This is a genomic window from Methylophaga thiooxydans DMS010, assembly GCF_000156355.1.
GTDB lineage: Bacteria > Pseudomonadota > Gammaproteobacteria > Nitrosococcales > Methylophagaceae > Methylophaga > Methylophaga thiooxydans.
This window is the reverse complement of record NZ_GG657897.1, coordinates 282,167-306,884: the sequence shown is the minus strand read 5'-3', so window position 1 is coordinate 306,884 and position 24,718 is coordinate 282,167. Positions and strand designations below refer to the sequence as shown.

Annotated in this window: 28 protein-coding genes; 4 read left to right on the top strand and 24 right to left on the bottom strand. The window is 46.9% G+C overall.

The genetic code is table 11. From position 1 onward, the window contains the following. On the top strand, positions 1-283 hold a 283-nt coding region (locus tag MDMS009_RS16490), incomplete at its 5' end, for a hypothetical protein (protein WP_237700498.1). Between the two features lie 43 nt (positions 284-326). On the opposite strand, the gene MDMS009_RS16070 is transcribed toward MDMS009_RS16490, so the two are convergent. The 6 genes from MDMS009_RS16070 to MDMS009_RS08375 all read right to left on the bottom strand — a co-directional run bounded on the left by MDMS009_RS16070 (position 327) and on the right by MDMS009_RS08375 (position 4,043). Continuing rightward, positions 327-614 carry an FKBP-type peptidyl-prolyl cis-trans isomerase gene (locus MDMS009_RS16070; protein ID WP_202811609.1) on the bottom strand — a complete coding sequence of 96 codons (288 nt, stop codon included), beginning with the start codon at positions 612-614 and terminating at the stop codon, positions 327-329. Between the two features lie 83 nt (positions 615-697). Continuing rightward, entirely contained in the window at positions 698-1,084 is a 387-nt protein-coding gene (locus tag MDMS009_RS08395) for a SpoIIAA family protein (RefSeq protein ID WP_008291031.1), read from the bottom strand. Between the two features lie 60 nt (positions 1,085-1,144). After that, positions 1,145-1,774 (bottom strand): MBL fold metallo-hydrolase, encoded by a 630-nt coding sequence (locus MDMS009_RS08390; protein ID WP_008291033.1) that lies wholly within the window; start codon positions 1,772-1,774, stop codon positions 1,145-1,147. 54 nt (positions 1,775-1,828) lie between these two features. Next, positions 1,829-2,824, bottom strand: a complete 996-nt coding sequence (locus tag MDMS009_RS08385) for a hypothetical protein (RefSeq protein WP_008291059.1) — start codon at positions 2,822-2,824, stop codon at positions 1,829-1,831. A 23-nt stretch (positions 2,825-2,847) separates the two neighbouring features. Further along, positions 2,848-3,702, bottom strand: a complete 855-nt coding sequence (locus MDMS009_RS08380) for a DMT family transporter (protein ID WP_043888076.1) — start codon at positions 3,700-3,702, stop codon at positions 2,848-2,850. A gap of 32 nt (positions 3,703-3,734) precedes the next feature. After that, the gene (locus MDMS009_RS08375; RefSeq protein ID WP_008290927.1) at positions 3,735-4,043 is read right to left on the bottom strand and encodes a winged helix-turn-helix transcriptional regulator; all 309 of its coding nucleotides are present in this window, start codon (positions 4,041-4,043) and stop codon (positions 3,735-3,737) included. A 174-nt stretch (positions 4,044-4,217) separates the two neighbouring features. Between MDMS009_RS08375 and MDMS009_RS08370 the strand changes: the two genes are divergently transcribed. Further along, positions 4,218-4,694 carry an ester cyclase gene (locus tag MDMS009_RS08370; RefSeq protein ID WP_043888074.1) on the top strand — a complete coding sequence of 159 codons (477 nt, stop codon included), beginning with the start codon at positions 4,218-4,220 and terminating at the stop codon, positions 4,692-4,694. Between the two features lie 44 nt (positions 4,695-4,738). Here the strand turns inward: MDMS009_RS08370 and MDMS009_RS08365 are convergent, their stop codons facing one another. Next, positions 4,739-5,077, bottom strand: a complete 339-nt coding sequence (locus MDMS009_RS08365; RefSeq protein ID WP_043888073.1) for a zinc ribbon domain-containing protein YjdM — start codon at positions 5,075-5,077, stop codon at positions 4,739-4,741. A gap of 162 nt (positions 5,078-5,239) precedes the next feature. Here MDMS009_RS08365 and MDMS009_RS08360 point away from each other — a divergent pair, with 162 nt between their 5' ends. Beyond that, positions 5,240-6,136, top strand: a complete 897-nt coding sequence (locus tag MDMS009_RS08360; RefSeq protein WP_008291050.1) for a hydrogen peroxide-inducible genes activator — start codon at positions 5,240-5,242, stop codon at positions 6,134-6,136. Positions 6,137-6,236: 100 nt separating this feature from the next. Then, a complete protein-coding gene (katG, locus tag MDMS009_RS08355) occupies positions 6,237-8,462 on the top strand; it encodes a catalase/peroxidase HPI (protein WP_008291070.1) in 2,226 nt (741 codons plus the stop codon). Positions 8,463-8,598: 136 nt separating this feature from the next. Here katG and MDMS009_RS08350 read toward each other — a convergent pair whose 3' ends face one another. The 17 genes from MDMS009_RS08350 to mnmG form a co-directional block, all read right to left on the bottom strand. Further along, positions 8,599-10,053, bottom strand: coding sequence for a sodium:solute symporter family protein (locus MDMS009_RS08350; protein ID WP_008291089.1), 1,455 nt, complete (start codon positions 10,051-10,053; stop codon positions 8,599-8,601). Further along, positions 10,050-10,310 (bottom strand): DUF3311 domain-containing protein, encoded by a 261-nt coding sequence (locus MDMS009_RS08345; protein ID WP_043888072.1) that lies wholly within the window; start codon positions 10,308-10,310, stop codon positions 10,050-10,052. The genes MDMS009_RS08350 and MDMS009_RS08345 overlap by 4 nt, the downstream gene beginning before the upstream one ends. A 665-nt stretch (positions 10,311-10,975) precedes the next feature. Continuing rightward, positions 10,976-11,902 (bottom strand): hypothetical protein, encoded by a 927-nt coding sequence (locus tag MDMS009_RS08340; RefSeq protein WP_008291082.1) that lies wholly within the window; start codon positions 11,900-11,902, stop codon positions 10,976-10,978. A 21-nt stretch (positions 11,903-11,923) separates the two neighbouring features. Further along, positions 11,924-13,291, bottom strand: coding sequence for a bifunctional UDP-N-acetylglucosamine diphosphorylase/glucosamine-1-phosphate N-acetyltransferase GlmU (gene glmU / locus MDMS009_RS08335; RefSeq protein ID WP_008291092.1), 1,368 nt, complete (start codon positions 13,289-13,291; stop codon positions 11,924-11,926). A 139-nt stretch (positions 13,292-13,430) separates the two neighbouring features. After that, a complete protein-coding gene (locus MDMS009_RS08330; protein WP_008290942.1) occupies positions 13,431-13,859 on the bottom strand; it encodes a F0F1 ATP synthase subunit epsilon in 429 nt (142 codons plus the stop codon). 18 nt (positions 13,860-13,877) lie between these two features. Further along, on the bottom strand, positions 13,878-15,254 hold the full coding sequence (gene atpD / locus MDMS009_RS08325) for a F0F1 ATP synthase subunit beta (RefSeq protein WP_008291011.1): 1,377 nt from the start codon (positions 15,252-15,254) through the stop codon (positions 13,878-13,880). A gap of 28 nt (positions 15,255-15,282) precedes the next feature. Continuing rightward, positions 15,283-16,149 (bottom strand): F0F1 ATP synthase subunit gamma, encoded by an 867-nt coding sequence (gene atpG, locus MDMS009_RS08320; RefSeq protein ID WP_008291109.1) that lies wholly within the window; start codon positions 16,147-16,149, stop codon positions 15,283-15,285. 14 nt (positions 16,150-16,163) lie between these two features. Next, on the bottom strand, positions 16,164-17,705 hold the full coding sequence (gene atpA / locus MDMS009_RS08315; protein ID WP_008291093.1) for a F0F1 ATP synthase subunit alpha: 1,542 nt from the start codon (positions 17,703-17,705) through the stop codon (positions 16,164-16,166). A 26-nt stretch (positions 17,706-17,731) separates the two neighbouring features. Then, positions 17,732-18,265 carry a F0F1 ATP synthase subunit delta gene (locus tag MDMS009_RS08310; protein ID WP_008291013.1) on the bottom strand — a complete coding sequence of 178 codons (534 nt, stop codon included), beginning with the start codon at positions 18,263-18,265 and terminating at the stop codon, positions 17,732-17,734. An 11-nt stretch (positions 18,266-18,276) separates the two neighbouring features. Next, positions 18,277-18,747: a F0F1 ATP synthase subunit B gene (locus tag MDMS009_RS08305; protein WP_008291068.1), complete on the bottom strand. Its 471-nt coding sequence runs from the start codon at positions 18,745-18,747 to the stop codon at positions 18,277-18,279. 45 nt (positions 18,748-18,792) lie between these two features. Beyond that, positions 18,793-19,026 (bottom strand): F0F1 ATP synthase subunit C, encoded by a 234-nt coding sequence (gene atpE / locus MDMS009_RS08300; RefSeq protein WP_007144166.1) that lies wholly within the window; start codon positions 19,024-19,026, stop codon positions 18,793-18,795. 54 nt (positions 19,027-19,080) lie between these two features. Further along, entirely contained in the window at positions 19,081-19,983 is a 903-nt protein-coding gene (gene atpB / locus MDMS009_RS08295; protein WP_008291034.1) for a F0F1 ATP synthase subunit A, read from the bottom strand. Between the two features lie 8 nt (positions 19,984-19,991). Further along, the gene (locus MDMS009_RS08290) at positions 19,992-20,366 is read right to left on the bottom strand and encodes an ATP synthase subunit I (protein ID WP_008290954.1); all 375 of its coding nucleotides are present in this window, start codon (positions 20,364-20,366) and stop codon (positions 19,992-19,994) included. An 86-nt stretch (positions 20,367-20,452) separates the two neighbouring features. Next, positions 20,453-21,316, bottom strand: coding sequence for a ParB/RepB/Spo0J family partition protein (locus MDMS009_RS08285; protein WP_008290916.1), 864 nt, complete (start codon positions 21,314-21,316; stop codon positions 20,453-20,455). Between the two features lie 15 nt (positions 21,317-21,331). Next, positions 21,332-22,108, bottom strand: coding sequence for a ParA family protein (locus tag MDMS009_RS08280; RefSeq protein ID WP_008291067.1), 777 nt, complete (start codon positions 22,106-22,108; stop codon positions 21,332-21,334). Positions 22,109-22,110: 2 nt separating this feature from the next. Next, positions 22,111-22,746 (bottom strand): 16S rRNA (guanine(527)-N(7))-methyltransferase RsmG, encoded by a 636-nt coding sequence (rsmG, locus tag MDMS009_RS08275; RefSeq protein WP_008291023.1) that lies wholly within the window; start codon positions 22,744-22,746, stop codon positions 22,111-22,113. Continuing rightward, on the bottom strand, positions 22,746-24,629 hold the full coding sequence (mnmG, locus tag MDMS009_RS08270) for a tRNA uridine-5-carboxymethylaminomethyl(34) synthesis enzyme MnmG (protein ID WP_008290929.1): 1,884 nt from the start codon (positions 24,627-24,629) through the stop codon (positions 22,746-22,748). Before mnmG ends, rsmG begins: the two co-directional genes overlap by 1 nt. Between the last annotated feature and the right edge of the window lie 89 nt (positions 24,630-24,718).

The window sequence follows — 24,718 nt, the reverse complement described above, 5'->3', positions numbered from 1 at the left end:
TATCAGAATTGGTATTGGTTTTGACCTCGGTCACCACCATCATCATGACTATTACCATCGATATCATCACGCTCCGGTAATCACTTACAGACATTACGATTACCATGATCGTTATTATCATAAGAAACAGTGGAAGCATTACAAAAAGCACCGGAAACATTACGATAGACATGACCGTCATTACAAAAAACGGGCTCACTATAACAACCATCGTGGTTATGACAGACGCTCTCACAATCGCCATGATAGACACTCAGGTGACCGTCGTTACTACAGACACTAAGACCTGAAGCTGAAACCAACCCTGCCCACTTTGTGGGTGGGGTTTATTTTTGCATGTCTTCCAGAATCGTTACCTCAACCGTAAGCACGGCATTCGCCGGTATCAAACCTGCTACCCCTTGATCACCATAAGCCAAGTGAGGGGACACTCTGAGCTTTCTTGTTCCGCCAACCCTCATACCCTCAATGCCATAAAACAGACCATTGAACAGACTCTCACGATCAACTCGTAGGCCGCTAACCAAGGTTTCACCATCATCCTCTAATCGCGCGCTATGTTGCATGCCCCATGGCTGCGTCCAACGTATCGCTTGTCCTTGATTCAGCCACATCTTTATGCGCATCAAATATATATGCTGACGCTGAACATTGTTACCGTCGCCCAGAGTTTCATCCACAAGCTTAATACCGGGTTTCATTTTTCGTCGTTGAGCCAACTAAGCGCATCAGCAAGGTTGTCAAAATGCTTAGCCTCCCCCGAAATAAACCAGCTTCCGATCTTGGCTGCCCATTGCTGCCAGCGTTTATCACCGACAATAGCGATTTTGTAAAATTCAGAGCCGTGCTTCAAACCTAACTTAAAGTCGTCCCACGCTGCACGTAACTCCCAGCCTTCAAACTCAGTGGCATCAATCAACACATTGGCCTTAGGATCCTCGACTGAGCTTAATGCGGCAGCAATCATCGGTGTGATCGCCGCATAATCATCATGAGTCAGCTTTCCGACGATCCTAAAAGTGATAAAAAACTTATCTTCAATTCGATCTATGCCTACTGATAGACCATGTCGTTGAATCTCCATAAGCCGCCTCCTTAACAGGTTGTCTGTGACTAACTATGGAATCATTTGATGAAAAATAGCTTAATCCTTAAGCGCATTAATCGCTTGTTGCACCTCGTCAGACCAATGACCCGATACTTTGCGATAGCCGGAAAAACCCGAGAACGCACTGGAAAACACCACGTCTGGCTGTAATGTCTGCAATAGCTTTAAACTCTCCAGCAAAGCATCACGGTCACTGAATGACAGCATGCCCGGTTGCCAACCATCATCGGTGAGATACAAGGTATCGCCAGTAAAGAGATAAGTTCTATTATGCTCGGAGTGAACCAGAAAACAGCAACTGCCGGGGGTGTGTCCCGGTGTCGGGATCACCTCCACATTTTCCAGTAGTTTCTGACGTTTGAAGAACACAATGTCAGGTGTACAGACTTCAGCAAATTCGGCTTGCTCATTGAGGTGGCCACCAAGCTGAGCATCGAACTGTGTCCGGATTTGCTTGACCGATTCACCCAGCTCATCACGGTGACTAAGGAACTGATAACGCACACCACCAAGCGCTAACATATGCTCAATATCGGCTTGCTGGCTGGTGTTATAAAACAGCACATTGCCCATATCACGGGTCAGCAAATAAGCATGTGTCGTTAGCCCCGGAAAAGGACTTTCTACTCGCGTTTCCCAGACATCAGCCAGAACCTGTTTCACCATCGCCCCCGCCAGGTTGATGAAAGCCTAATACAAGCTTACCGCATTTTCGCCGATTTAACTCACAAGCGGCACGCGTGACTGCCACGAGGCAGGTAATTGAGCAGTTAAGATACGACGAGATTTATGCCAAAAGCCTGATAGAAGCAATAATGAAAAACCAATCACCACACCGACATAAGCAAAACTATCGCCGACCAAACCATAGGTATCCAATAACTCCGTTAACGCCACCAGCACATAAATTAATGACGACACCATAAAGGCACGACGATCAATAATCAGCGATACCACGGTCAGCATCAGATACAGCCCCAACACCAACGCTAAATCTAGTGCTGACTGATTACCTTCAAAGATGCCCAGGTTAGAAAATACCGGATGTACAATCAGCGGTGCTGCCGCTAAATGTAACCAGAACGCAACATCCGACTTACCGGAAACGCGTCTCAGATCCGCTATATCCCAACGCATTGCCAATATAAACATGGCGATACCACCCAAAAACATCATCGTGTTCAAATATTCTTTCAAGCCGGGGAATGTCAGCACCAAAGACGCTAAGATAAAGGCAACCGCGGTAGCCGCACCGGCAGCGACCGTGATCGGCACGTGAAAACGTCGCCAATGTAGCCAGGCAGCAACCGTGGCAACAAAGCCCGCCACCATAAACGCCTTTTCATCTGGGAAACCAACTAATAACACCATGCCAGCAAAGACGCTGCCAACGAAGGTATTGAGCAATACAATAGCGGGCAACGCCATCTTGCGTCTGAGTACAAAAAATTCGGCTAAGCCCCACGACAACGTAGCGACCACCGCCAAAGCCAGCGGCACACTAACCCCTTGTACTACCCAAGCAGCAGATAACAACAGCAATAAGCACGCAATCACCACAAAAATGTCATTAAAGCTGGTGATAAGCTTAAAGCCCTCTTCATCTGCATAATGCGTGTTGTCACGCTGATGAATATAGGCTCTGAACTTTTCTACGGAAGCAGGTGAAAATATCTCTTTATCAACCGCTTGTTGAAGGTCCTCATCGGTATACATATTTTTCCTTTCCCATTTAATCTTTACTGAATATCATGCTTTTTCAGAATAACAATACACACACCGCCAAGCGTGAGCAGTGATGCGAGAAATAGTTGCACTGTAACGTGCTCAGCGGAAAACATCACGCCACCCAACGCCGCAATAATTGGCACAGACAACTGTGACACTGCTGCCTTGGTAATCGATAACGCCGGCAAAACAGCATACCAAATGGCATAGCCCACTCCCGAAGTCAGTGCGCCTGAAGCGAGCGCAAGATACACACCCTCTGCTGAAATCGCATAATGAGACAAGAGCACTAAGCTTAATAAGGCACACATTGGCACAGTTTTAAGAAAATTACCGGCGGTATCTGCCAAGGGTTGTAATGAGCCTTTACCCCAAACGCTATACAAACCCCAAGCAACGCCGGAAATAAGCATTAATAAAAACCCTAAAAAGCTGGGCTGAGTACTGCCGGGAAGTAATAAAACCAGCAAACCAGAAAAAGCGAGTAGCAGACCAACTTGCTCTATCAACGATAGTTTATTGCCTTGAAAGACATTGAAGCCAATCATGGTTATTTGCACCGAACCAAATAAAATTAATGCACCGGTGCCAGTATCTAAACCAACATAAGCATAGGAAAAAGTGACGACATAGAGAAATAGCATCACCGCCGATCGCCAACTACCATAAGCCAAGCGAACGTTTGATGGCTTGTTAACTGCTATTAAGAAATACAACATCACTGCAGCTGACATCAGCCTGATGATGCTGAAACTCGCGGGGTCAATCGCCCCATTTTCCAATGCTAAACGCCCCAATACCGAATTACCGGCAAAGGCTAACATGGCTAACCCAGTCAATCCGAAGACTTTCAGCGTGAACGACATCACACTAACAAAGCTGTAGAAAACTAATGCTTTTAAGCGTCATAACGTTTTTGTGCCATCAGCACTTTCTCAATATTTCCCTCAGACCAATAGCGGACTGTCTCGACTAAATTCACCAGCGTTAAGCCTAATGTAGTTAGTGAGTACTCCACTTTGGGTGGCACTGTCGCATACACTTTGCGGTAGACGATACCGTCTCTTTCCAGGCCTCTCAGTGTCTGAGTCAGCATTTTCTGAGAAACGCCATCCAGCTCTCGTCGCAACTGACCAAAACGTTTTGTCTCTGTTGCCAGTGCCCCCACCACCAGCACCGTCCACTTATCTGCGATGCGATCCAACACTAAACGCGTTGGGCAATTTTTATTATATATATCCCACTGACTCATAAGTTGTTGTCTTTGTTTATTAGTTTCTTTTTGGTAACTACAGCACTTTTAAGTGCCTTCTTGCGAATAGAGACTGTCAACCATAGTATTTGTCCACCCGGGAAATTTCAATCACATGAGGATAAATCAATGAAAAAGCGTTTTTTTCAAACCCTTGCCATCTTGGCAACTTTCGTCGTATCTGGAGGCACAACTATGGCTGACAACAAGTCGAATTTAAGTTTGATGAGCAACTTTGCTGAGCAAGTTTTTGTAAATAAAGAGCTGAGCAATCTCGGTGTGTACATGCACGATGATTATATTCAGCATAATCCCTTTGTCGAGCAAGGTAGTGAAGGCTTTAAGACCTTTTTTAATAATTGGTTCAGCGCCATTCCTGACTTCAACTATGAGCTGAAAAATATTATTAGCAATGATGATTTCATCTGGGTGTATGGCAGTTATTCAGGCACCCACACTAATGAATGGTTGGGCATTCCAGCCAGCCATGCCGGCTATAAGTTCGATGCCGTTGATATCTTTCGCGTCGAAAATGGCAAGTTAGCGGAACACTGGGATGTACTGGATTTGTATAATCTTTTCAAACAATTGGGCAGCATCCAGTGATACATAAACAAGGGCAGCATAGCATTCCTATGCTGCCCTTTTTATTATGCTTTTTTTACAAACTCTGACTTCAACTTCATCGCGCCAATACCATCAATCTTGCAATCAATATCGTGGTCACCGCCAACCAGCCGGATGTTTTTAACTTTCGTTCCCACTTTGACCACCGCTGATGACCCTTTTACCTTCAAATCTTTAATCACCGTGACCGTATCACCGTCTTCTAGAACATTACCATTCGAATCCAATATCCTGTCTTCGCTCGTATCAACCTTATCTTCGCCCGCCTGCCATTCATGACCACACTCAGGACAAACTAACATCGACTGATCTTGATAGGTATATTCAGAGCCACACGCGGGGCAGTTAGGAAGATCGCTCATTAATGCTCACAATTTTAAGAAGGGAAAGCTAGCTATTGTAGCTTAGGCTTCCTTTCTTAGGCTGAATGATCATCATCGACGATGTCAATAATCGGAAGGCCTTCATTTATGCTTCAATATTTGCGATAAGATAAACCGGTTTTAACTGAGAAGCAGGGACGCATGATTTCCATTAAACAACTCCGCTATGCCTTGACGGTCGAAGAAACACTCCATTTCAAACACGCCGCAGAAAATTGCAATATCAGTCAGTCAGCATTGAGTACCGCACTGAATGAATTGGAAAAACAGCTGGGATTAAAAATATTTGAAAGAGATAACCGAAAAGTACAAGTGACGCCTATTGGTCAGCGTGTTCTTTTGCAGGCCCGCTCCATTATTTTACAGGTAGACGATTTAGAACATTTCGCTGATATTCAGAAACTGCCTTTCAGTTATCCACTTAATGTCGGCATGATCCCGACCATAGCCCCATATCTGTTGCCAAAATTATTACCGGTTCTAAATAAGAAGTATCCTCTTGCCAGACTCAATATCGTCGAGAACCAGTCGCATCAGTTGGTTGAACGAGTCAGAAGCGGTGAGCTTGATGCGGCTGTATTAGCATTACCCTTTCCCTTTAAAGGGCTGCTCAGTTTGCCTTTCTGGGAAGAGGACTTTTACTGGATTGCACCGAAAGGTGAACAATATACTGATCAGCAGGAGATCAGTAGCAACGAACTCAACTACTGCAATTTACTGCTGCTCGAAGAAGGCCATTGCCTTAAAGATCATATTCTCGATGCCTGCAAAATGACCGATCAACACACCAGCAGGAGTTTTAGCGCCACAAGCTTAAATACCCTTATTCAGATGGTGTTGGGAAACCTGGGAACCACACTTATTCCGGACATGGCGATTGAACAACTGACATCACAGCATGACTCCTTGTCAGTAGTTCACCTGCAAGAACCGGGGCCGCACCGTCAGCTTGCTTTTATTGTGCGTCCCAACTTTACTCGACTATCTAGCATAGAAGCCCTGATAGACATGGCCAAACAGGCTCTGATGAAGGCATAAATCTAAATAACTGAACATAAACATCAATTTATTCAAATTTACTAATCACACTGCTCAGACAGATACTTGTTTTCTCCCCAACAATGCAAGGAGCAAAACGATGAATCTGAAAAAAACCATTCCCCTAGCCGCTGCAATTGCGATGGCCCTGTCTACAGGCAGTGCTTTCGCCGCTGAGGGCCAAGCCAAATCGCCATCATTCTGGTGGCCAGACCAACTCAACCTCAGTCCCCTTCGTCAGCACGCGACTGAATCCGATCCGATGAATAAAAACTTCAACTACGCTGAAGCCTTCAACTCCCTGGATCTAAAAACCGTCAAACAAGACATTAAAAAAGTACTGACCAACTCTCAGGACTGGTGGCCGGCCGATTATGGTAACTACGGCCCGTTCTTTATCCGCATGGCGTGGCACAGTGCCGGTGTTTACCGTATCTATGATGGCCGCGGTGGTGCCTCTGGTGGTCAGCAACGGTTTGAACCACTTAATAGCTGGCCAGATAACGTCAACCTGGATAAAGCCCGTCGACTGTTATGGCCCATCAAACAAAAATATGGCAACAAAATCTCATGGGCTGACTTGATGGTACTGACCGGTAATGTGGCTCTGGAAACCATGGGCTTCAAAACTATTGGCTTTGCCGGCGGTCGTGAAGATGACTGGGAGCCAGAAATGGTTAACTGGGGCGAAGAAAAAGAATGGCTCTCTGATGCCAAGCGATACCATGGCGACAGAGAACTGGATAACCCGCTTGCCGCTGTTCAGATGGGGCTTATCTACGTTAACCCTGAAGGTCCGGGTGGTAACCCTGATCCGCTAGCGGCTGCTCAAGACATCCGTACAACATTCGGTCGCATGGCCATGAATGATGAAGAGACGGTTGCCCTAATCGCCGGTGGTCATACCTTCGGTAAAGCACACGGTGCTCATCCTCCAGAAGAATGTGTTGGCGCCGAACCTGCTACAGCCGGGGTTGAAGAACAAGGTTTAGGCTGGAAAAACAAATGTGGCACAGGCAACGGTGCCGATACTGTTACCAGCGGTCTGGAAGGTGCATGGACAATCACGCCAACCGCCTGGAGCATCAATTACCTGCAAAACCTATTGAATATGGAATGGGTGAAAACCAAAAGTCCGGCAGGTGCCACACAATGGGTTCCTAAGAATGCGGATGAAATGAAGTTTGTACCGGATGCCCATATCCCGGATAAACGTCATGCACCGATCATGTTCACTACCGATATCGCCTTGAAGAAAGATCCCAAATACCTGGAAATCTCAGAACGTTTCCTTGCTAACCCAGATGAGTTTGATCTGGCTTTTGCTAAAGCCTGGTTCAAGTTAACGCATCGCGATATGGGACCACGTGCTCGTTACCTGGGTCCTGAAGTCCCAGAAGAGAAAATGATCTGGCAAGATCCCTTACCAGAAGTGGATTATCAACTAGTCAGTGAAGAAGAAAGCGAACAACTGGAAGCTAAAATCCTCGACTCAGGACTGACAGTGCCACAATTAGTCAGAACAGCCTGGGCATCAGCTGCCAGCTTCCGTGATACGGATATGCGTGGCGGTGCCAACGGCGCCCGTTTACGCCTTGCACCGCAAAAAGACTGGCCAGCTAACAGCCCGAATGAGCTGGCAGAAGTGTTGTCTGTACTGGAACAAATACAGGCTGACTTCAATGCCTCCTCAAGTAAGAGTCAGATTTCTCTGGCCGATACCATTGTGCTGGGCGGTATTGCTGCGGTAGAAAAAGCGGCGAAAGGTGCCGGTTACGAAGTGGAAGTCCCCTTCAAACCTGGTCGTGTGGATGCGACGGCTGAACAAACTGATGCCGAATCATTTGCCGTGCTTGAACCGAAAGCAGATGGTTTCCGTAACTTTTTCAGTATGGATAGCAAGCTCTCTCCATCCGAAATGCTGGTCGAACGTGCTGATTATCTGAATCTATCAGTGCCTGAAATGACAGTGCTGGTAGGCGGAATGCGAGCACTTGATGCCAACACGGACGGCGTATCGCATGGGGTGTTTACTGATAAGCCCGGCACATTAAGCAATGACTTCTTCGTCAACCTGCTTGATATGTCGACCAAATGGGCCAAATCTGACAAAGAACAAGGTCTTTATCAGGGGCTCGACCGTGATAGCGGCAATCTAAAATGGACAGCCACCCCTGTCGATTTGGCCTTTGGCTCCAATGCTGAACTCAGAGCAGTCGCTGAAGTGTATGCGGCAAATGGCAATGAGGAGAAATTCGTCAATGACTTTGTCGATGCTTGGGTCAAGGTCATGACGCTGGATCGCTTTGATCTCGCAGCACGCTAAATCGTTTTCTTAACTATTTAGCTTAAGCCTGGCGAACTTCCCCGGTTCGTCAGGCTTTTTTTTGGGTCGAATTACATCACTGTGCCAGTTTAGTTACCCATCAAAACTCAGATAACGATTTTGTCTTAATGGCGAGTCATTGCCCTCTCGCGTGGGCGATATCACCCCAAAGCTTTTCAACATGGCTTTCCACCGGTCGCAGATAACCCGCAACGATCATGATCATCAGCGTCGTTAAAAAGCCATACACACCCGGCGTCCAGCCATAGGTCACAAGAAATTGTGGCTCGCTTAATGTCAGCCCAAAAGACACCGCCATACCCGTCAAAAAGCCAATCACGGCGCCAAACTTATTGGCTCTCTGCCAATACAATCCGAGTAAAACAACCGGTGCCAACACAATCATGCCTTGATACGTCATCAATGCCAGAAAGACCAGTTGCCCCTCTTTCAGGTATGCACCGACCAATGCGCCCACACTCATCGCCACCACTGACCAACGGGCAATCAGTAGCGCGGTTTTCTCGCTAATTTTACGGTTTATCACCTGAGCAATATCACCGGATATCGCCGTCGACATTGCATTTAAAATGCCGCTGACAGTGCCCAGACTGGCAGCCATAACCAATACGGCAAACAATGCCAGAGGCCAGACACCCGCCTGACTGTGTGCCCAGAATAATGCTTCTTCCGGATTTTCCTGTGCAAACGGTAAAGGGTGCAGTGCCATCGATAAAATAATCAATAAAGCGAAAGACAAAATACCCAGCACCGGCGCAAACAACACCGACTGCTTAATGGTGCGAAGACTGTCAGCAGCAAATAACTTGTTATATACCCACGGCCACATAAAGCCGCCTAAACCGCTGGTGATAATAATCGCCGTCCAATAATTGGGTGAGACATCCCAGCCCGGCCCCGGAAAGATCATCGCCTCGGGGCTTTCATGAAATAATCTATCCATTGCCGCCGTCAGGCCACCTAACTCGCTATATAGCACATAAATCAACACGGCCGAACCGACAATCATCATATACAGGCCCTGTACGATATTGGCGGTAACCACACTACGCATACCGCCCATAGCGACATAAAACACCACCACAAAGATACCGATGATCATGCCCAGCAACGGGCTAATAAAGCCATCAGTGGCATAGTTGAACACATAGCCAATCGTGTACCACTCCATTAACAGCCACGGTACCGATAAAGCCACACCCGCAAAGCCGGTCAGCACACGAATAAAGTCACTACGATAACGCAGCCCCAACAATTCCGACTGGGTACGTAACTGGTATTTTTTACCCCAGATAAAGGTTTTTTCAGCAACCAGATACATCACCAGCAAAGTAATGATGCCGTAAGGGACAACGTACATCCCAATCATGCCAAAACTGACGGCAAATCCGGAAAACACGGTATAACCGGCGCCCACATACCAAGTTGCTAAAAAACCAAAGGTTATCCCCAATACACCGATACTGTGATTCGCTGTCGCATAGTCGGCCATGGTGGACACGCCGAGCTGACGGCGATTAATAAATAAAATCAGTCCCAGAAAAGCTAATAGCGCGAGAACCGGAATCATCTGGCCTCCTCAATATCAACGTTCATATCGATGGCGCCACTGCGACTTTCCAGTAAATACCATAATGCAAAGAACACAGCACCAACCAGTGCCAAACCGATATGCCAAATCATTGCAAACGGCAAGCCAAGCACACGCGGCTCAATCGTATTGGCCCACAAAAAAATGGGTGGAAAGGTAGTTAAGAAAGTCGTCGCTAGAATGAGCGTAATAAATAACGCCGTACGGCGGCGTGAATGAATAGACTTGGCAGACATGGGCTGCTCCGTTGTAGATTTCCCAGCCAATCACTTTAACAATCAATGGCCTAATGTAAACGGGAAATTTGCCCGATGATAGCGGGCTTCTTATTCGACAGAATAAGGTTTCGCCTTGTAGGCGAGTCAGGGATTTGCACGGCCAAATCCCTAACAACCCTAGGCCGCCCCACCGTGCTGGCCTGCGGCTTCACTGCGTTGCTCGACTTATCTGGCGATTGGTCAAAACTCCCTTCGGTCAGACACTGACCAATCGTTATCCAGATAACTCTCCGCTACTCGTCAGCACAGACGGGGGATTGGGTGCTGCTCCCCTTCTTCCCGTCTATTGCCGCTAAAAATTAACTTTATTTTATGGATTAAGTGGACACGTGTTTGAGCGTAGCGACAAATAATTTGTCTGGAACAAATTTGGACGTCGGAGACGCCCGAAGGGTGAGCGACAGGGATGTCGCGAATCAGTTTTCGGCCACGCCATCAAACAAGCTTAATTTTGGGTGAAGGCAATATCGGGTGCCTTTTTGTTTGGTTCGTTTATTTTTGGCATGCACAAATTCGTTGGGAACGAATTTGGACGCCATAAGCGCCCGGAGGGTGAGTGACATGGATGTCACGAATCCAATTAAATGAACGCCCCGCGGCAGCGTGGGAAGTTAAAGACTTATCTAACTGCTGGGCTTGAGACCTTCAAGGAATATTTCATTGCTTGCATCACGGATAGCAAAATATGGAAACCAAAAACTATCTTTTATATCTGGAACTTTAAAGCCATGTAAGTTATTAAAAATAGCGAGAAACATAATATTGAAATACCAAAGGCTTCTAGTTAATGCACTTAGGGGAGCTCTCAAAGAACTACTATGCCCACCAAAAAAACTATCTCTACATGACTCATCACTAAATGCCCATGAACGAGAACCTACTACACTTGCTGTAAACGAGTGATGAATGTTCTGGGAGTAAAACTTATGAGTATTAGTACGCTCTTCTCTGAGTGAGAAAATTAAATCTTCGGTTAGTCCTAATGCGGACTCTATTGTTGTCAGTTTTTTATCTAATTTTCCTTTTCCAAATAGCTGATACCAAACCTTAGTTGCCTCATGATCCTCATGAGCTGCAACATATTCCCTGACATCATTTACATTCGCTGCTAAGCATAAAGTTTGCTGAACGAGCTCAGATAGAACCCTAACTAATGACCTAGCAGGATTATCCAAACCACTCTCTGCAAGTTTTATCACTGAGTAGCTGTAGTCACTAATTTGTGAAAGAAGCGTTTCAAAAACAAGGTTAGGATTGGGGCGGGCATCTTCACCAAGCCAATCAGAAGGTATCAAGTTATGTTCTGGTTTTTGAGCGCTGAATGTAAAACTGAGCAACCTTACACTCGCAGCGTATAGGTAGCACAAGCTAAATTCTTCGTTCAGAGCCTCTTGGTTCTTTGTTATATTCTCAACATTTCCAGTAGCGATAAATTTAAAAAAATCATCATACCCACTCAGGGTGAGTGACTCACCATCGTTTACCTTATTAATAAGTCTTATGTGCTTCTTTATAATCGCACGGTGATTCTTATGATAAATTTTTTTCATTACATAGGGTTCAGTAAACCATTAACCTGACTTCTTTACCGGCCTCTGCCACCCACTAACCGACTTCTGCTTAGAAACCGTCAAAGTCAGCGCATCAGCAGGTGCATCCTTCCGAATCGTAGACCCAGCCCCAATAGTAGCCCCATCCTCAACCGTCACCGGTGCAACGAGCTGTGTATCCGACCCAACAAACACCCGATCCCCAATCACAGTCCGGTGCTTATTCGCGCCATCATAATTACAGGTAATGGTACCGGCGCCAATATTCACATCCGCCCCCATATCAGTATCACCGATATAACTGAGGTGATTGATCTTGGAACCTAAACCAATATTGGCATTTTTCACTTCCACAAAGTTACCGACCTTGGCTTTAGCAGCCAGCTTACTGCCGGGACGCAAACGAGCAAACGGACCAACCGCACAGTTCGCCCCGACTTCAGCATTTTCAATAATGCTGTTGGGCAGAATCTCTGCTCCTTCATGGATCACGCTGTTTGTAATGATGCAGTTGGCACCAATGCTGACATTATCAGCAAGGGTGTTAGCACCTTCGAATATCACGTTGATATCGACATTAATATCCTGCCCTGCTGTGATGTCACCGCGAATATCAACACGCGCTGGATCACGGAAGGTCACGCCAGCCATCATTAATTCGGTAGCGCGCTTTTGTTGGTAATAACTTTCCAGCTCGGCAAGCTGTACGCGGTTATTGACGCCAGCGACTTCCATCTCGTCTTCACAGACAACTGAGCTGATTTCGATGCCTTGCTCAACGGCCTGGGCAATCAAATCAGTCAGGTAATATTCACCTTGGGCATTGTTATTATCCAAACTGGCTAAAGCGTCATTCAACCACGTGGCTGGTATGCACATAATGCCGGTGTTCACTTCATTGATGAGTTTGGTCTCATCGTCAGCATCTTTTTCTTCGGTGATACGTAGCATATTGCCACTGAGATCACGGACGATACGACCATAGCCGGTCGGGTCTTGCAGTTCGGTGGTGAGCACTTTGAGGCTGTTTTTGTCACCTGAGTTGATAAGTGCTTGCAACGTCTCCGCTTCAATCATTGGCACATCGCCATACAACACCAAGACTTCATCAGACTGCTGGAAAAAATCTTTGGCCTGTTCTACCGCATGGCCCGTGCCTTTCTGCTCTGTCTGCATGGCAGTGTTGATACCTTGTTGTTCAAGGTAAGGCACCACATCATCGGCACCATTACCACACACCACAGCAAGCTCGCTTGGGTTAAGCACGTTGGCAGTATCGACCACGTGTTGTAACAAAGGCTTATCAGCCAGCCGATGCATGACTTTAGGTTTAGCAGACTTCATGCGTGTGCCTTTACCGGCAGCAAGGATAATGATGGATAGTGACATAGATGATGTGTTCTTTATTCAAAAAATGCATTCTAGCAGAGATGGCTTTGATTGCCGCTCTGCCTGCTTTGATTTACGAAATTTAAGATAAAAAAAAGGCCGTCCGAAGACAGCCTTTTTTATTTTTTCAGACTCGGGATTAATGTCCCTTCTTGCCCTTACGCATACGTTCAATGGCACGCAATTGAGCCATGGCTTCAGCCAGTTCTTTCTGGGCTTCTGCAAGGTCTCTTTTAGCACTTTTGTCATTCAAGGCACGCTCAGCATCTGCTTTGGCTGCTAATGCCGCCGCTTCATCAACGTCTGCGGCACGTGAAGCTGTATCAGCCAGAACTGTGACAAGATGCGGTTGAACTTCCAGAATGCCACCTGAGACATAAAACTGCTCTTCTTCGCCGCTGCTTTTCAGCACACGTACTTCACCTGGTTTCAGGCGAGTCAGCAAAGGAGTGTGACGCGGATAAATACCGATCTCACCCTCTACTGCTGAGGCAAATACTGCTTCTGCCTGACCGGTAAAGATCTCGTTTTCAGCGCTTACAATGTCAACATGGATAGTCATCGCCATGCTATACCTCCCAAAGGGTTAAAGCTTCTTGGCTTTCTCAACAGCTTCTTCAATGGTACCAACCATATAGAAAGCTTGCTCAGGCAGTGAATCATATTCACCATCCAGAATGCCTCTAAACGCAGCAAGCGTATCTTTAAGCGCAACGTATTTACCAGGTGCACCGGTAAAGACTTCAGCAACGAAGAACGGTTGTGACATGAAACGCTGAATTTTACGAGCACGTGATACAGACATTTTGTCTTCTTCAGACAATTCATCCATACCTAAGATCGCGATGATATCTTTCAGTTCTTTATAACGTTGCAGCGTGTTTTGAACACCGCGGGCAATATTATAATGATCGTTACCAACAACCAATGGATCCAGCTGACGTGATGTTGAATCCAGCGGATCAATCGCAGGGTAGATACCCAGTTCGGCAATTGAACGAGACAGTACAACTGTTGCGTCCAAGTGAGCGAAGGTTGTTGCTGGTGATGGGTCAGTCAAGTCATCCGCAGGTACGTATACCGCTTGGATAGACGTGATAGAACCTGTTTTGGTTGAAGTGATACGTTCTTGCAGAACACCCATTTCTTCCGCCAAAGTCGGCTGGTAACCTACCGCTGAAGGCATACGGCCCAACAGCGCTGATACTTCAGTACCGGCCAATGTGTAACGGTAGATGTTATCTACGAAGAACAGAACGTCACGACCTTCATCACGGAAAAATTCCGCCATGGTCAAACCAGTCAACGCAACACGCAAACGGTTACCTGGTGGCTCATTCATCTGACCGTAAACCAACGATACTTTATCGATAACGTTTGAGTCAGTCATTTCGTGATAGAAGTCATTACCTTCACGAGTACGCTCACCTACACCGGCGAATACAGAGAAACCACTGTGCTCGATCGCGATGTTACGAATCAATTCCATCATGTTGACGGTTTTACCAACACCGGCACCACCGAACAGACCGACTTTACCACCCTTAGCAAACGGGCAAACCAAGTCGATAACTTTGATACCTGTTTCTAACAGTTCGTTACTGGCTGCCAGTTCGTCGAATTTTGGTGCTTTACGGTGAATACCCCAACGCTCTTCTTCGCCGATATCGCCTTTTTCATCGATTGGCTTACCGAGTACGTCCATAATGCGGCCCAGTGTTTTCTGACCGACAGGAACGCTAATCGCTTCACCTGTGTTTGACACAGCCAAGTCACGTTTCAGGCCATCAGTAGTACCCATGGCAATCGCACGAACCACACCGTCACCCAATTGTTGTTGAACTTCCAGCGTTAAGCCAGCTTCTTCAACCGTGAGGGCGTCATATACTTTAGGCAGGGCATCATGTGGAAATTCCACGTCGACTACCGCGCCGATAATTTGAACAATCTTTCCAGAGCTCATCTCGCTTCCTCTTAAATATCTATATCAGTTATACCGCAGCGGCACCTGCAACAATCTCGGAGATCTCTTGCGTAATCGCAGCCTGTCGAGCTTTGTTGTAAACCAGTTGCAAGTCGTCAATAAGGTCACCCGCGTTGTCTGACGCGCTTTTCATCGCAATCATTCGAGACGCTTGCTCACAGGCAATATTCTCTACAACACCTTGATAAACCAAAGACTCGATGTAGCGGACCAGTAAGTTGTCCAGTACTTCTTTTGCATCCGGCTCATAAATGTAGTCCCAGTGATGGGACAGCTCTTCGCTAGGCTTTTCAGGTTTTGCCGGCAGCAGGCGAACCACTTTGTCATCCTGAGTCATGGTGTTCACAAACTCGTTATAGACAAGGTATAAGCTGTCGATTCTGCCTTCGTTGTAAGCATCCAGCATAACTTTGACTGTGCCGATCAACTCATGGGCATGCGGTGCATCCCCCAGTTGAACAGCTTGACCAACATGGTCAACTGGCAATCTGCCGAAGAAAGAAGAGGCTTTCTGACCAATGGTGCAGACATCCACTTCCAAACCTTTATCAGACTTTTCTTTAAGTTCTTTCAGAACTGTCTTGAACAGATTGTTATTAAGACCACCACAGAGCCCACGATCAGACGAGATTATGATGTAGCCAACACGTTTGGTTTCTTCACGATCCTGCAAGTACGGATGTTTGTACTCAGGATGGGCAAAAGCCAAATGTTGAATTACGTTGTAAATCTTGTCTGAATAAGGACGTGTCGCTGCCATGCGATCTTGAGCCTTACGCATTTTACTCGCAGCAACCATCTCCATCGCAGAGGTGATTTTCTGCGTATTTTTGATGCTGCCAATTTGAGTCCGTATCTCTTTACCGCTAGCCATGACTTATGCTCCGATTACCAGCTTCCGGTTTTTTTAAAGCTCTCGATTGCTGTGCGCATTTGGCCAGCAATGTCGTCATTAAAGTTACCGGTATCGTTAATTGTCGCCATCAAGTCAGCTTCATTTGAACGCATGTTAGAAAGCAGAGCTGATTCAAAATCGCCCACTTTGTTTACGTCAACATCGTCAATGAAACCTTCGTTTGCTGCAAACAGCGAAATAGCCATTTCAGCAACTGACAGAGGTTGATACTGTGCTTGTTTCATCAGTTCTGTGACACGTTGACCACGACCGATTTGAGCACGGGTTGCTTCATCAAGGTCAGAAGCGAACTGAGCAAATGCTGCCAATTCACGATACTGAGCCAAGTCAAGACGAATACCGCCACCCAATTTCTTGATGATTTTCGTTTGAGCAGAACCACCTACACGTGATACCGATAGACCCGCGTTAATCGCTGGACGGATACCTGAGTTGAACAAGTCCGTTTCCAGGAAGATCTGACCGTCTGTAATCGAGATTACGTTGGTCGGTACGAACGCTGATACGTCACCTGCTTGGGTTTCGATGATAGGCAGAGCAGTCAATGAACCGGTTTTGCCTTTCACTTCACCATTGGTGATTTGTTCTACATAGTCCGCGTTTACACGAGCTGAACGTTCCAGCAGACGTGAATGCAGATAGAAAACGTCACCAGGATATGCTTCACGACCCGGTGGACGACGCAGCAACAGCGATACCTGACGGTAAGCCCATGCTTGTTTAGTCAAATCATCATAGATGATTAACGCATCTTCACCTTTATCACGGAAGTACTCACCCATGGAGCAACCCGCGTAAGGCGCGATAAATTGAAGTGCAGCAGAGTCAGAAGCAGCAGCCGCTACGATAACGGTGTGTTCCAGTGCGCCATGCTCTTCTAATTTACGAACCACGTTCGCAATCGATGATGCTTTTTGGCCAATCGCAACGTACACACATTTAACGCCTGTGCCTTTTTGGTTGATGATGGCATCAATAGCGATGGCTGTTTTACCGGTTTGACGGTCACCGATGATCAACTCACGCTGACCACGACCAACAGGAATCATCGCATCGATCGATTTCAAACCGGTTTGAATTGGTTGGTCGACAGATTGACGTGCGATAACACCAGGAGCCACTTTCTCGATTGGAGAAGAGCTTTCGGCGTTGATCTCACCTTTACCATCGATTGGCTGACCTAATGAGTCAACAACACGACCCAGCATGCTTTCGCCTGTTGGGACTTCAAGAATACGACCAGTACATTTAACTTTGTCGCCTTCTGTAAGATGTTGATAGTCACCCAGTACCACAGCACCGACTGAGTCACGCTCAAGGTTAAGTGCCATACCAAAGGTGTTGCCTGGGAATTCCAGCATTTCCCCTGACATAACATCGGCTAAGCCATGAATACGAACGATACCGTCACTTACACCGACAATAGTACCTTCTGTACGCGCTTCAGTGGCCCCATCAAAGCTTTCGATACGCTTTTTAATTAGGTCACTGATTTCTGCTGAATTCAGTTGCATCTCTGTTTCCTCTATAAACGGGCCGCTTAGTTAATAGCGTTGGCCAGTCTGTTCAGTTTACCCAAGGCAGATCCATCAATAACTAGATCCCCTGCTCGAATGATTGCGCCGCCCAGCAAGCTTTCATCAATGCTTGTGTTGAGCGTGACATCACGACCTAAACGTTGCTTCAACGCGGCTGAGATGTTGGCTGCCTGCTCAGCGGTCAGTTCACGTGCTGAAATCACTTCAGCGGTCATTGACTTTTCAGCTTCTGCGCGCAGTTCTTCAAACAGAACGGTCACATCTGATAACGACAACAGACGATTGTTTTCTGCCAGTAATAACAGGAAGTTCTTAGCATCGGCTGTCATTAAATCACGGGCGATATCCGCCAGCACTGATACAGCCTGCTCATCACTTACTGCAGGGCTAGTGATTATGGATTGCATTTCTGGTTGTTCGACGCATTGCGCCAGCACCATAAGCAGGTCAGACCACGCTTTCAACTCACCTTTTTCCTGTGCAATCGCAAATACGGCGCTTGCATAGGGTCGAGCGATGGTTATTGCTTCTGCCATCCTATATTCCTCTAGATTCGACTAACCAATTCGTCAAGCAAATCGGTATGAGCCTTTTCATCAATTTCACGGCCAAGAATTTTGCCTGCACCCGCCAGCGCAATACCGCCAACTTGTGTTTTCAACTCGTCACGAGCACGGTTCGCTTCCTGATCAATCTCTGCTTTGGCAGAATTCAGGATACGCTCGCCTTCGACACGGGCATTATCTTTAGACTCGTCCACAATTTCATTACCACGTTTTTGCGCTTGCGAAATAATGTCATTCGCTTGATCTTTCGCTTCGTGGATAACTTGTTGTGCACGTTTCTCAGCCAATTCTTGCTCGTGTCTGCCACGTTCAGCAGCAGCCAGACCATCGGCAATTTTCTTTTTGCGCTCTTCAAGCGCTTGCATGATAGGTGGCCATACATATTTCATGCAGAAGGCAACGAAGACCGCAAAAGCAATCATTTGGCCTATCAAGGTTGCATTGATATTCATGCCTGTACCTCTATATTAATCGCGATTCGGAAGTGTTTAATGTGATTAACCAGCAACCGCGAACAGAACGTACATTGCCAAACCAACAGCGATCATAGGAACCGCGTCAACCAGACCAGCAACCAGGAAGAATTGTGTACGCAGCATTGGGACTAATTCAGGTTGGCGTGCAGCAGCTTCCAAGAAACGACCACCCAACAGACCTACACCGATTGCAGCACCCAAAGCGCCCAAGCCAATCATCAGAGCACCAGCAATGTAAACTAAACCCATATCCATTTTTATCTCCTAACGAATGATGTAAAAACTAAAAAAGTAAAAAACCAACAAACATCAATGATGTTCTTGATGTGCCATATCAAGATATACCGTTGTCAGCACCATGAAGATGAATGCTTGCAACGTGATAATCAGAATATGAAAAATCGCCCAACCAACTTGTAATAAACCGGCAAAAGAACCCAGTACCAAGCCAGCGCCATACATAGTGGCAATCAAAATAAAGACCATCTCACCGGCGTACATGTTACCGAACAAACGCAAGCCAAGAGAGAACGGTTTTGCAAGTAAGGTAACCGTTTCCAATACCAAGTTGATAGGTAATGCCCACTTACCAAATGGTTGGAATGCCAGTTCACCGGCAAAGCCGCCTGGACCTTTGATTTTCATGCTGTAATAAAGCATTAAAACAAAGACAAAAAGGGCCATGCCTAATGTGGCATTAGGATCTGTCGATGGCACGATTTTGAAGAAAACATGATGAGGATCTGCACCGAACGCCACGGCTGCACCTTGTGCAACGGCCATTGGAATTAGATCAACAGGTATTAAATCCATCAAGTTCATCAGGAAGATCCAGACAAAGATGGTTAATGCGAGGGGTGCGATCAGGTTGTTTTTGCCACCAGAGAAAGAGCCTCTGACGGTGTCATCAATAAAATCGATGACCATTTCTGCGAAATTTTGCATGCCCGTTGGAATACCGGCTGATGCTTTTTTTGCGGCGCTACGGAAGAACCACATCATCAACGCACCGAGTAAAATCGACATGAACATGGTATCTACGTTTATCGACCAAAAGCCCATTTGAGATGCTTCTTGAGCGGATGTCGCGAAGCCTAGCTCACCTGATGGTGCCCAAACGCCGGGCTCTATTTCTGTTTGTTTCTGACCAAAAGTCAGGTTCTGAAGGTGATGCTTGATATATTCTGATGTAGTAATCGTTTCACTAGCCATATTCGGTTTCAAGCCCGGTTAGTATGTCCCATAAACAACATCAGTTGTGCAGCTATAAAACCTGCAATCAGCGCCGTAATATTTAGCGCTAGCAACACGATGCCAGTACCAAACATAACGATTGTGCTGAGCCAGCGTTCGGCCACACACCTGTATGCTCTACTTAAGTTTTTTCCGGCATCGGCTCGTGCAGTCTCCGCTGCTCTGCGTATGTGCCATATCATCAACAAGGTATTGCTAAGCGCGATGAAAGCGCCAAAACCAGCTGCTAGTGCAGCTTCAACACCTTGCCACCATGCAAACAGAATTGTCATTAACACTAGCGTTATTACTTGCCACTTTACGATACGTTTCAGTGGCTGTAAGCGTGCCAATTGTTCCATTTTTGTCCGCAGGATTTAGTATTTGCCTTAAGCAAATCAGGGCATTATAAAGACTCGGCAGTTGGCCGGTCAATGAAATTCTCGACTTACTTTATTCTTTTAATCAATTTTTTCAATTCATCAACATTACGATAGTTGATAACCAGCCTACCCTTACCACTCGCCGTATGCTTGATACTGCATGCCGAGTCGAGTTTTTGCTTGATACTTTGCTCAATATCGTTGATTTCTTCAAAGTCTCGATCTGACTGCTTTTGCTGGGTTTTCTTCGGGTTCAATACCCGTCTGATGAGTTGCTCCGTTTCCCGCACAGACAGGCCTTTCTCAACGATCTGACCCGCCGTCTCGGTCTGGACTTCCCCTTCGAGTGCTAACAAGGCACGGGCATGGCCCATTTCCAAATCACAATTCTCGACCAGTTTCTTTACATCTTCGTTAAGGTTTCGCAAACGTAGTAAGTTAGTGACTGCGGCACGTGATTTACCGACCGCCTCCGCCGCTTGCTGATGGGTCATTTCAAATTCTTCACGCAAACGGAATAAGGCGTTGGCTTCTTCCATTGGATTAAGGTTTTCGCGTTGGATATTTTCGATTAACGCCATCGCGATCGCGCTACGATCCGATACATCTCGGATTAACACCGGTACGACTTCCAGCCCCGCCATACGTGAAGCACGCCAGCGACGTTCACCGGCCACAATTTCGTATTTGCCTTCACCAATCGGACGCACCACAATTGGCTGAACTAAGCCCTGCGCCCGGATCGAGTCCGCCAATTCCTCAAGCGACTCTTGCGACATATCGACACGTGGTTGATATTTACCCGGTTGAATCATATCCAGAGGAAAATGCTGCAGACTGTCATCCAGATTAACGTTACTGTCTTCCTGATTAACATCTGCCAGCAGGGCATCAAGCCCTCTGCCTAAACCTCTTTTTTTACTCACCATGGCAATACCCTGTTATTAGCCGTTTGTTTTTGTCTGTCGTCGCATAAGCTCACTGGCGAGCGCCATGTAGGCTATCGAACCACGTGATCCACGATCGTAATTTAGTACTGGCAGTCCGTGACTGGGTGCCTCTGCTAAGCGAACATTCCGAGGAATGATGGAATGAAACACTTTCTCGCCAAAATGGCTGATCAATTGACGAGAAACCTGATTAGCCAAATTATTGCGAGCATCAAACATGGTTCTTAGCAGGCCTGTGATATCCAGCGTCGGATTGGCTTTTTGCTTAACCCGTTCAACGGTGCGAAGCAGGGAGGATAAGCCTTCCAAGGCATAATATTCACATTGAATAGGAATCAAAACACCCTGTGATGCAACCAAGGCATTAACGGTAAGCATACTTAACGATGGCGGGCAGTCAATTAGAATGAAGTCATATTTGTCGCGGGTGGACTCAAGTGCAAGACGCAATCGGTGCTCTCGCAACTTGGTTTCCAACAACTCCACTTCCGCTGCTGTCAGGTCGGAATTTGTTGGCATCACATCAAACCCCAGATCATCGGGTCGGACGATGGAATCAGCCGCTTTGGCTTCCGCCATGATGACATCGTAACTGCTGTTTTTCAGGTCGTTTTTATCAAGACCGGAACCGGTAGTGGCATTGCCTTGAGGATCGAGATCGATAAGCAATACTTTTTTGCCATATTCAGCGAGTGACGCTGCCAAATTTACCGTAGTGGTGGTTTTACCAACGCCACCTTTCTGGTTGGTCACTGCGAATATGTTTCCCATCCTCAGCCTTTTTCCTTGATCAGTCTCACCAAATGTCGTTCGCCATCGCAGTCCGGCACCTTGAGTGTCACGACATCGCCCAAGTGGAATGCCGAAGAATCAAACGCTAACTCTTCTGCTGGATAGACACCTTTCATTAACACAAGCTGTCCGCCCTGTTCACAATGCTGACCAGCCAATTCAATAATGTCATCGATGCTGGCAAATGCTCGAGCAGTGATAATAGCAAATTTGGATAAAGATACCTGTTCAACGCGACCATGCACAACTGTAACGTTGCTCAGGCCAAGCTCTGCCTTCACTTGTTGCAGAAATCGGGTTTTTTTGGAATTACTGTCAAGTAGGGTGACTGCGCTATCAGGATAGGCAATCGCTGCTGGTATACCGGGCAAGCCACCACCGGTGCCGACATCGAGTAAACTCGGCGCATTCAGATAAGGCAGTACCGATAGACTATCAATAATGTGGCGTGACATCATTTGCGCCGGATCACGAACGGAAGTCAGGTTATACACCTTATTCCATTTATGCATCAGCGCAACATAACGCAACAGCTGTTGTTGTTGATCGTGACCCAGAGCAATACCAAGCGACTCGCAGCCTTGTTGCAGCTGCGTAAGTAAAGCAGAGTCAGCCATTAACTGGCTTCGCTCAGGCCACTGCGCTTCAGATGAACCAGCAACAATGATACTGCCGCCGGAGTGACACCGGAAATCCGTGCTGCTTGCCCCAAGTTGACAGGGCGTGCCTGTTCCAGCTTTTCACGCACTTCGTTGGATAAACCCCGCACGTTTTTATAATCCATATTGGTCGGCAAAGACATATTTTCATTGCGCTGCAGGCGATCAATTTCATTTTGCTGACGATTGATATAGCCAGAATATTTGGTTTGAATCACCACCTGTTCAGCCACATCATCGGCAACAGCCTGCTCTGTGCCCATCAATTCGAGCAACATGGCATAGTCAACTTTTGGTCTGCGCAACAACTCAATCGCGCTGGTGACTTTATTCAGCTTTTCACCCAACACCGCTTCCGCTGTGGTTTGATCGATTTTTTCCGGCACAAACTTGAAACTTTCCAGACGGGCATTTTCTTTAGCTACCGCATCTTGCTTCGCACTGAAAATCGCCCAACGCTCATCATCGACAATACCTAATTGACGACCAACCGGTGTCAGGCGAATATCTGCATTGTCTTCACGCAGCATCAAGCGATACTCTGCGCGGCTGGTGAACATACGATATGGCTCACGCGTACCCGAAGTAATCAAGTCATCAATCAAGACACCGATGTAGGCTTCATCGCGTCGTGGATACCAGCCATCCAGACCACGCGCTTGTAACCCCGCGTTTAGGCCCGCGATCAATCCTTGTGCACCGGCTTCTTCATAGCCCGTTGTGCCGTTAATTTGGCCAGCAAAGAACAGACCACCCATATGCTTGGTTTCAAGGGTTGGTTGAAGATCCCTCGGATCAAAGAAGTCATATTCAATCGCATAACCCGGACGGGTGATATGAGCATTTTCCAGGCCTTTCATCGAGCGCACAATCTCATACTGCACATCAAATGGCAGACTGGTTGAAATACCGTTTGGGTATACCTCACCCGGCTCCAAACCTTCCGGCTCCAGGAAGATCTGATGCGCCGTTCTATCAGCAAACCGCACCACCTTATCTTCAATTGAAGGGCAGTAACGCGGACCGATACCTTCAATTTCACCGCTATACATCGGTGAGCGATCCAGATTATTACGGATCACCTCATGGGTATGTTCATTCGTGTGCGTGATGTAACAAGAAATCTGCCGAGGGTGATCGGCTTGTTTGCCTAAAAATGAAAACACGGGTGTAGGGTTATCGCCGGGTTGCTCTGTCAATACAGAGAAATCGATACTGCTTGTAGCAATTCGGGGGGGCGTACCGGTTTTAAGGCGATCAACACGGAAGGGCAACGATCGTAAGCGTTGCGACAAGGCGATGGATGCAGGATCCCCTGCCCGACCACCCTGATGATTTTGCATACCGATATGAATCAAGCCACCGAGGAAAGTCCCTACAGTTAAAACAACTGATTTCGCTGAAAAACGCAGACCGACCTGTGTGACCACACCGACTACGCGATCATTTTCAACCACCAAGTCATCAACGGCTTGCTGGAAAATGTATAAATTGGGTTGGTTTTCTAAATAAGCACGTACAGCGGCTTTGTAGCGAACCCGATCGGCTTGAGCACGCGTTGCACGCACTGCCGGGCCTTTACTTGAGTTCAGCGTGCGAAATTGGATACCGCCACGGTCAGCGGCTTGCGCCATAATACCGCCCAAGGCATCAATTTCCTTCACCAGATGGCCTTTACCAATACCACCGATAGCTGGGTTGCAACTCATTTGACCCAGCGTTTCGATATTTTGAGTCAATAGCAATGTCTTCACGCCTTGCCGTGCAGAAGCAAGCGCTGCCTCGGTTCCGGCATGACCGCCACCGACGACAATGACATCATAATGATCCTGGTAACTCATAACGCACCAACAAACTTAAAAAGAAAAGGCGTTAATTTTAACATGCTGTTAACAATGTTTGCCTACTATTCAATCATTTAAGCATCTGA

Bases quoted from the DNA above. Each gene is read 5' to 3' on its own strand.
- MDMS009_RS08390 (WP_008291033.1), bottom strand. From the start codon at position 1,774: ATGGTGAAACAGGTTCTGGCTGATGTCTGGGAAACGCGAGTAGAAAGT.
- MDMS009_RS08330 (WP_008290942.1), bottom strand. From the start codon at position 13,859: ATGGCGATGACTATCCATGTTGACATTGTAAGCGCTGAAAACGAGATC.
- MDMS009_RS08365 (WP_043888073.1), bottom strand. From the start codon at position 5,077: ATGAGCGATCTTCCTAACTGCCCCGCGTGTGGCTCTGAATATACCTAT.
- MDMS009_RS08340 (WP_008291082.1), bottom strand. From the start codon at position 11,902: ATGAAAAAAATTTATCATAAGAATCACCGTGCGATTATAAAGAAGCAC.
- atpA (WP_008291093.1), bottom strand. From the start codon at position 17,705: ATGCAACTGAATTCAGCAGAAATCAGTGACCTAATTAAAAAGCGTATC.
- MDMS009_RS08370 (WP_043888074.1), top strand. From the start codon at position 4,218: ATGAAAAAGCGTTTTTTTCAAACCCTTGCCATCTTGGCAACTTTCGTC.
- katG (WP_008291070.1), top strand. From the start codon at position 6,237: ATGAATCTGAAAAAAACCATTCCCCTAGCCGCTGCAATTGCGATGGCC.
- atpB (WP_008291034.1), bottom strand. From the start codon at position 19,983: ATGGCTAGTGAAACGATTACTACATCAGAATATATCAAGCATCACCTT.
- MDMS009_RS08310 (WP_008291013.1), bottom strand. From the start codon at position 18,265: ATGGCAGAAGCAATAACCATCGCTCGACCCTATGCAAGCGCCGTATTT.
- atpE (WP_007144166.1), bottom strand. From the start codon at position 19,026: ATGGATATGGGTTTAGTTTACATTGCTGGTGCTCTGATGATTGGCTTG.
- MDMS009_RS08345 (WP_043888072.1), bottom strand. From the start codon at position 10,310: ATGTCTGCCAAGTCTATTCATTCACGCCGCCGTACGGCGTTATTTATT.
- MDMS009_RS08395 (WP_008291031.1), bottom strand. From the start codon at position 1,084: ATGGAGATTCAACGACATGGTCTATCAGTAGGCATAGATCGAATTGAA.
- MDMS009_RS08305 (WP_008291068.1), bottom strand. From the start codon at position 18,747: ATGAATATCAATGCAACCTTGATAGGCCAAATGATTGCTTTTGCGGTC.
- glmU (WP_008291092.1), bottom strand. From the start codon at position 13,291: ATGTCACTATCCATCATTATCCTTGCTGCCGGTAAAGGCACACGCATG.
- MDMS009_RS08360 (WP_008291050.1), top strand. From the start codon at position 5,240: ATGATTTCCATTAAACAACTCCGCTATGCCTTGACGGTCGAAGAAACA.
- atpG (WP_008291109.1), bottom strand. From the start codon at position 16,149: ATGGCTAGCGGTAAAGAGATACGGACTCAAATTGGCAGCATCAAAAAT.
- atpD (WP_008291011.1), bottom strand. From the start codon at position 15,254: ATGAGCTCTGGAAAGATTGTTCAAATTATCGGCGCGGTAGTCGACGTG.
- MDMS009_RS08285 (WP_008290916.1), bottom strand. From the start codon at position 21,316: ATGGTGAGTAAAAAAAGAGGTTTAGGCAGAGGGCTTGATGCCCTGCTG.
- MDMS009_RS08385 (WP_008291059.1), bottom strand. From the start codon at position 2,824: ATGTATACCGATGAGGACCTTCAACAAGCGGTTGATAAAGAGATATTT.
- mnmG (WP_008290929.1), bottom strand. From the start codon at position 24,629: ATGAGTTACCAGGATCATTATGATGTCATTGTCGTCGGTGGCGGTCAT.
- MDMS009_RS08280 (WP_008291067.1), bottom strand. From the start codon at position 22,108: ATGGGAAACATATTCGCAGTGACCAACCAGAAAGGTGGCGTTGGTAAA.
- MDMS009_RS08380 (WP_043888076.1), bottom strand. From the start codon at position 3,702: ATGTCGTTCACGCTGAAAGTCTTCGGATTGACTGGGTTAGCCATGTTA.
- MDMS009_RS16070 (WP_202811609.1), bottom strand. From the start codon at position 614: ATGTGGCTGAATCAAGGACAAGCGATACGTTGGACGCAGCCATGGGGC.
- rsmG (WP_008291023.1), bottom strand. From the start codon at position 22,746: ATGGCTGACTCTGCTTTACTTACGCAGCTGCAACAAGGCTGCGAGTCG.
- MDMS009_RS08350 (WP_008291089.1), bottom strand. From the start codon at position 10,053: ATGATTCCGGTTCTCGCGCTATTAGCTTTTCTGGGACTGATTTTATTT.
- MDMS009_RS08290 (WP_008290954.1), bottom strand. From the start codon at position 20,366: ATGGAACAATTGGCACGCTTACAGCCACTGAAACGTATCGTAAAGTGG.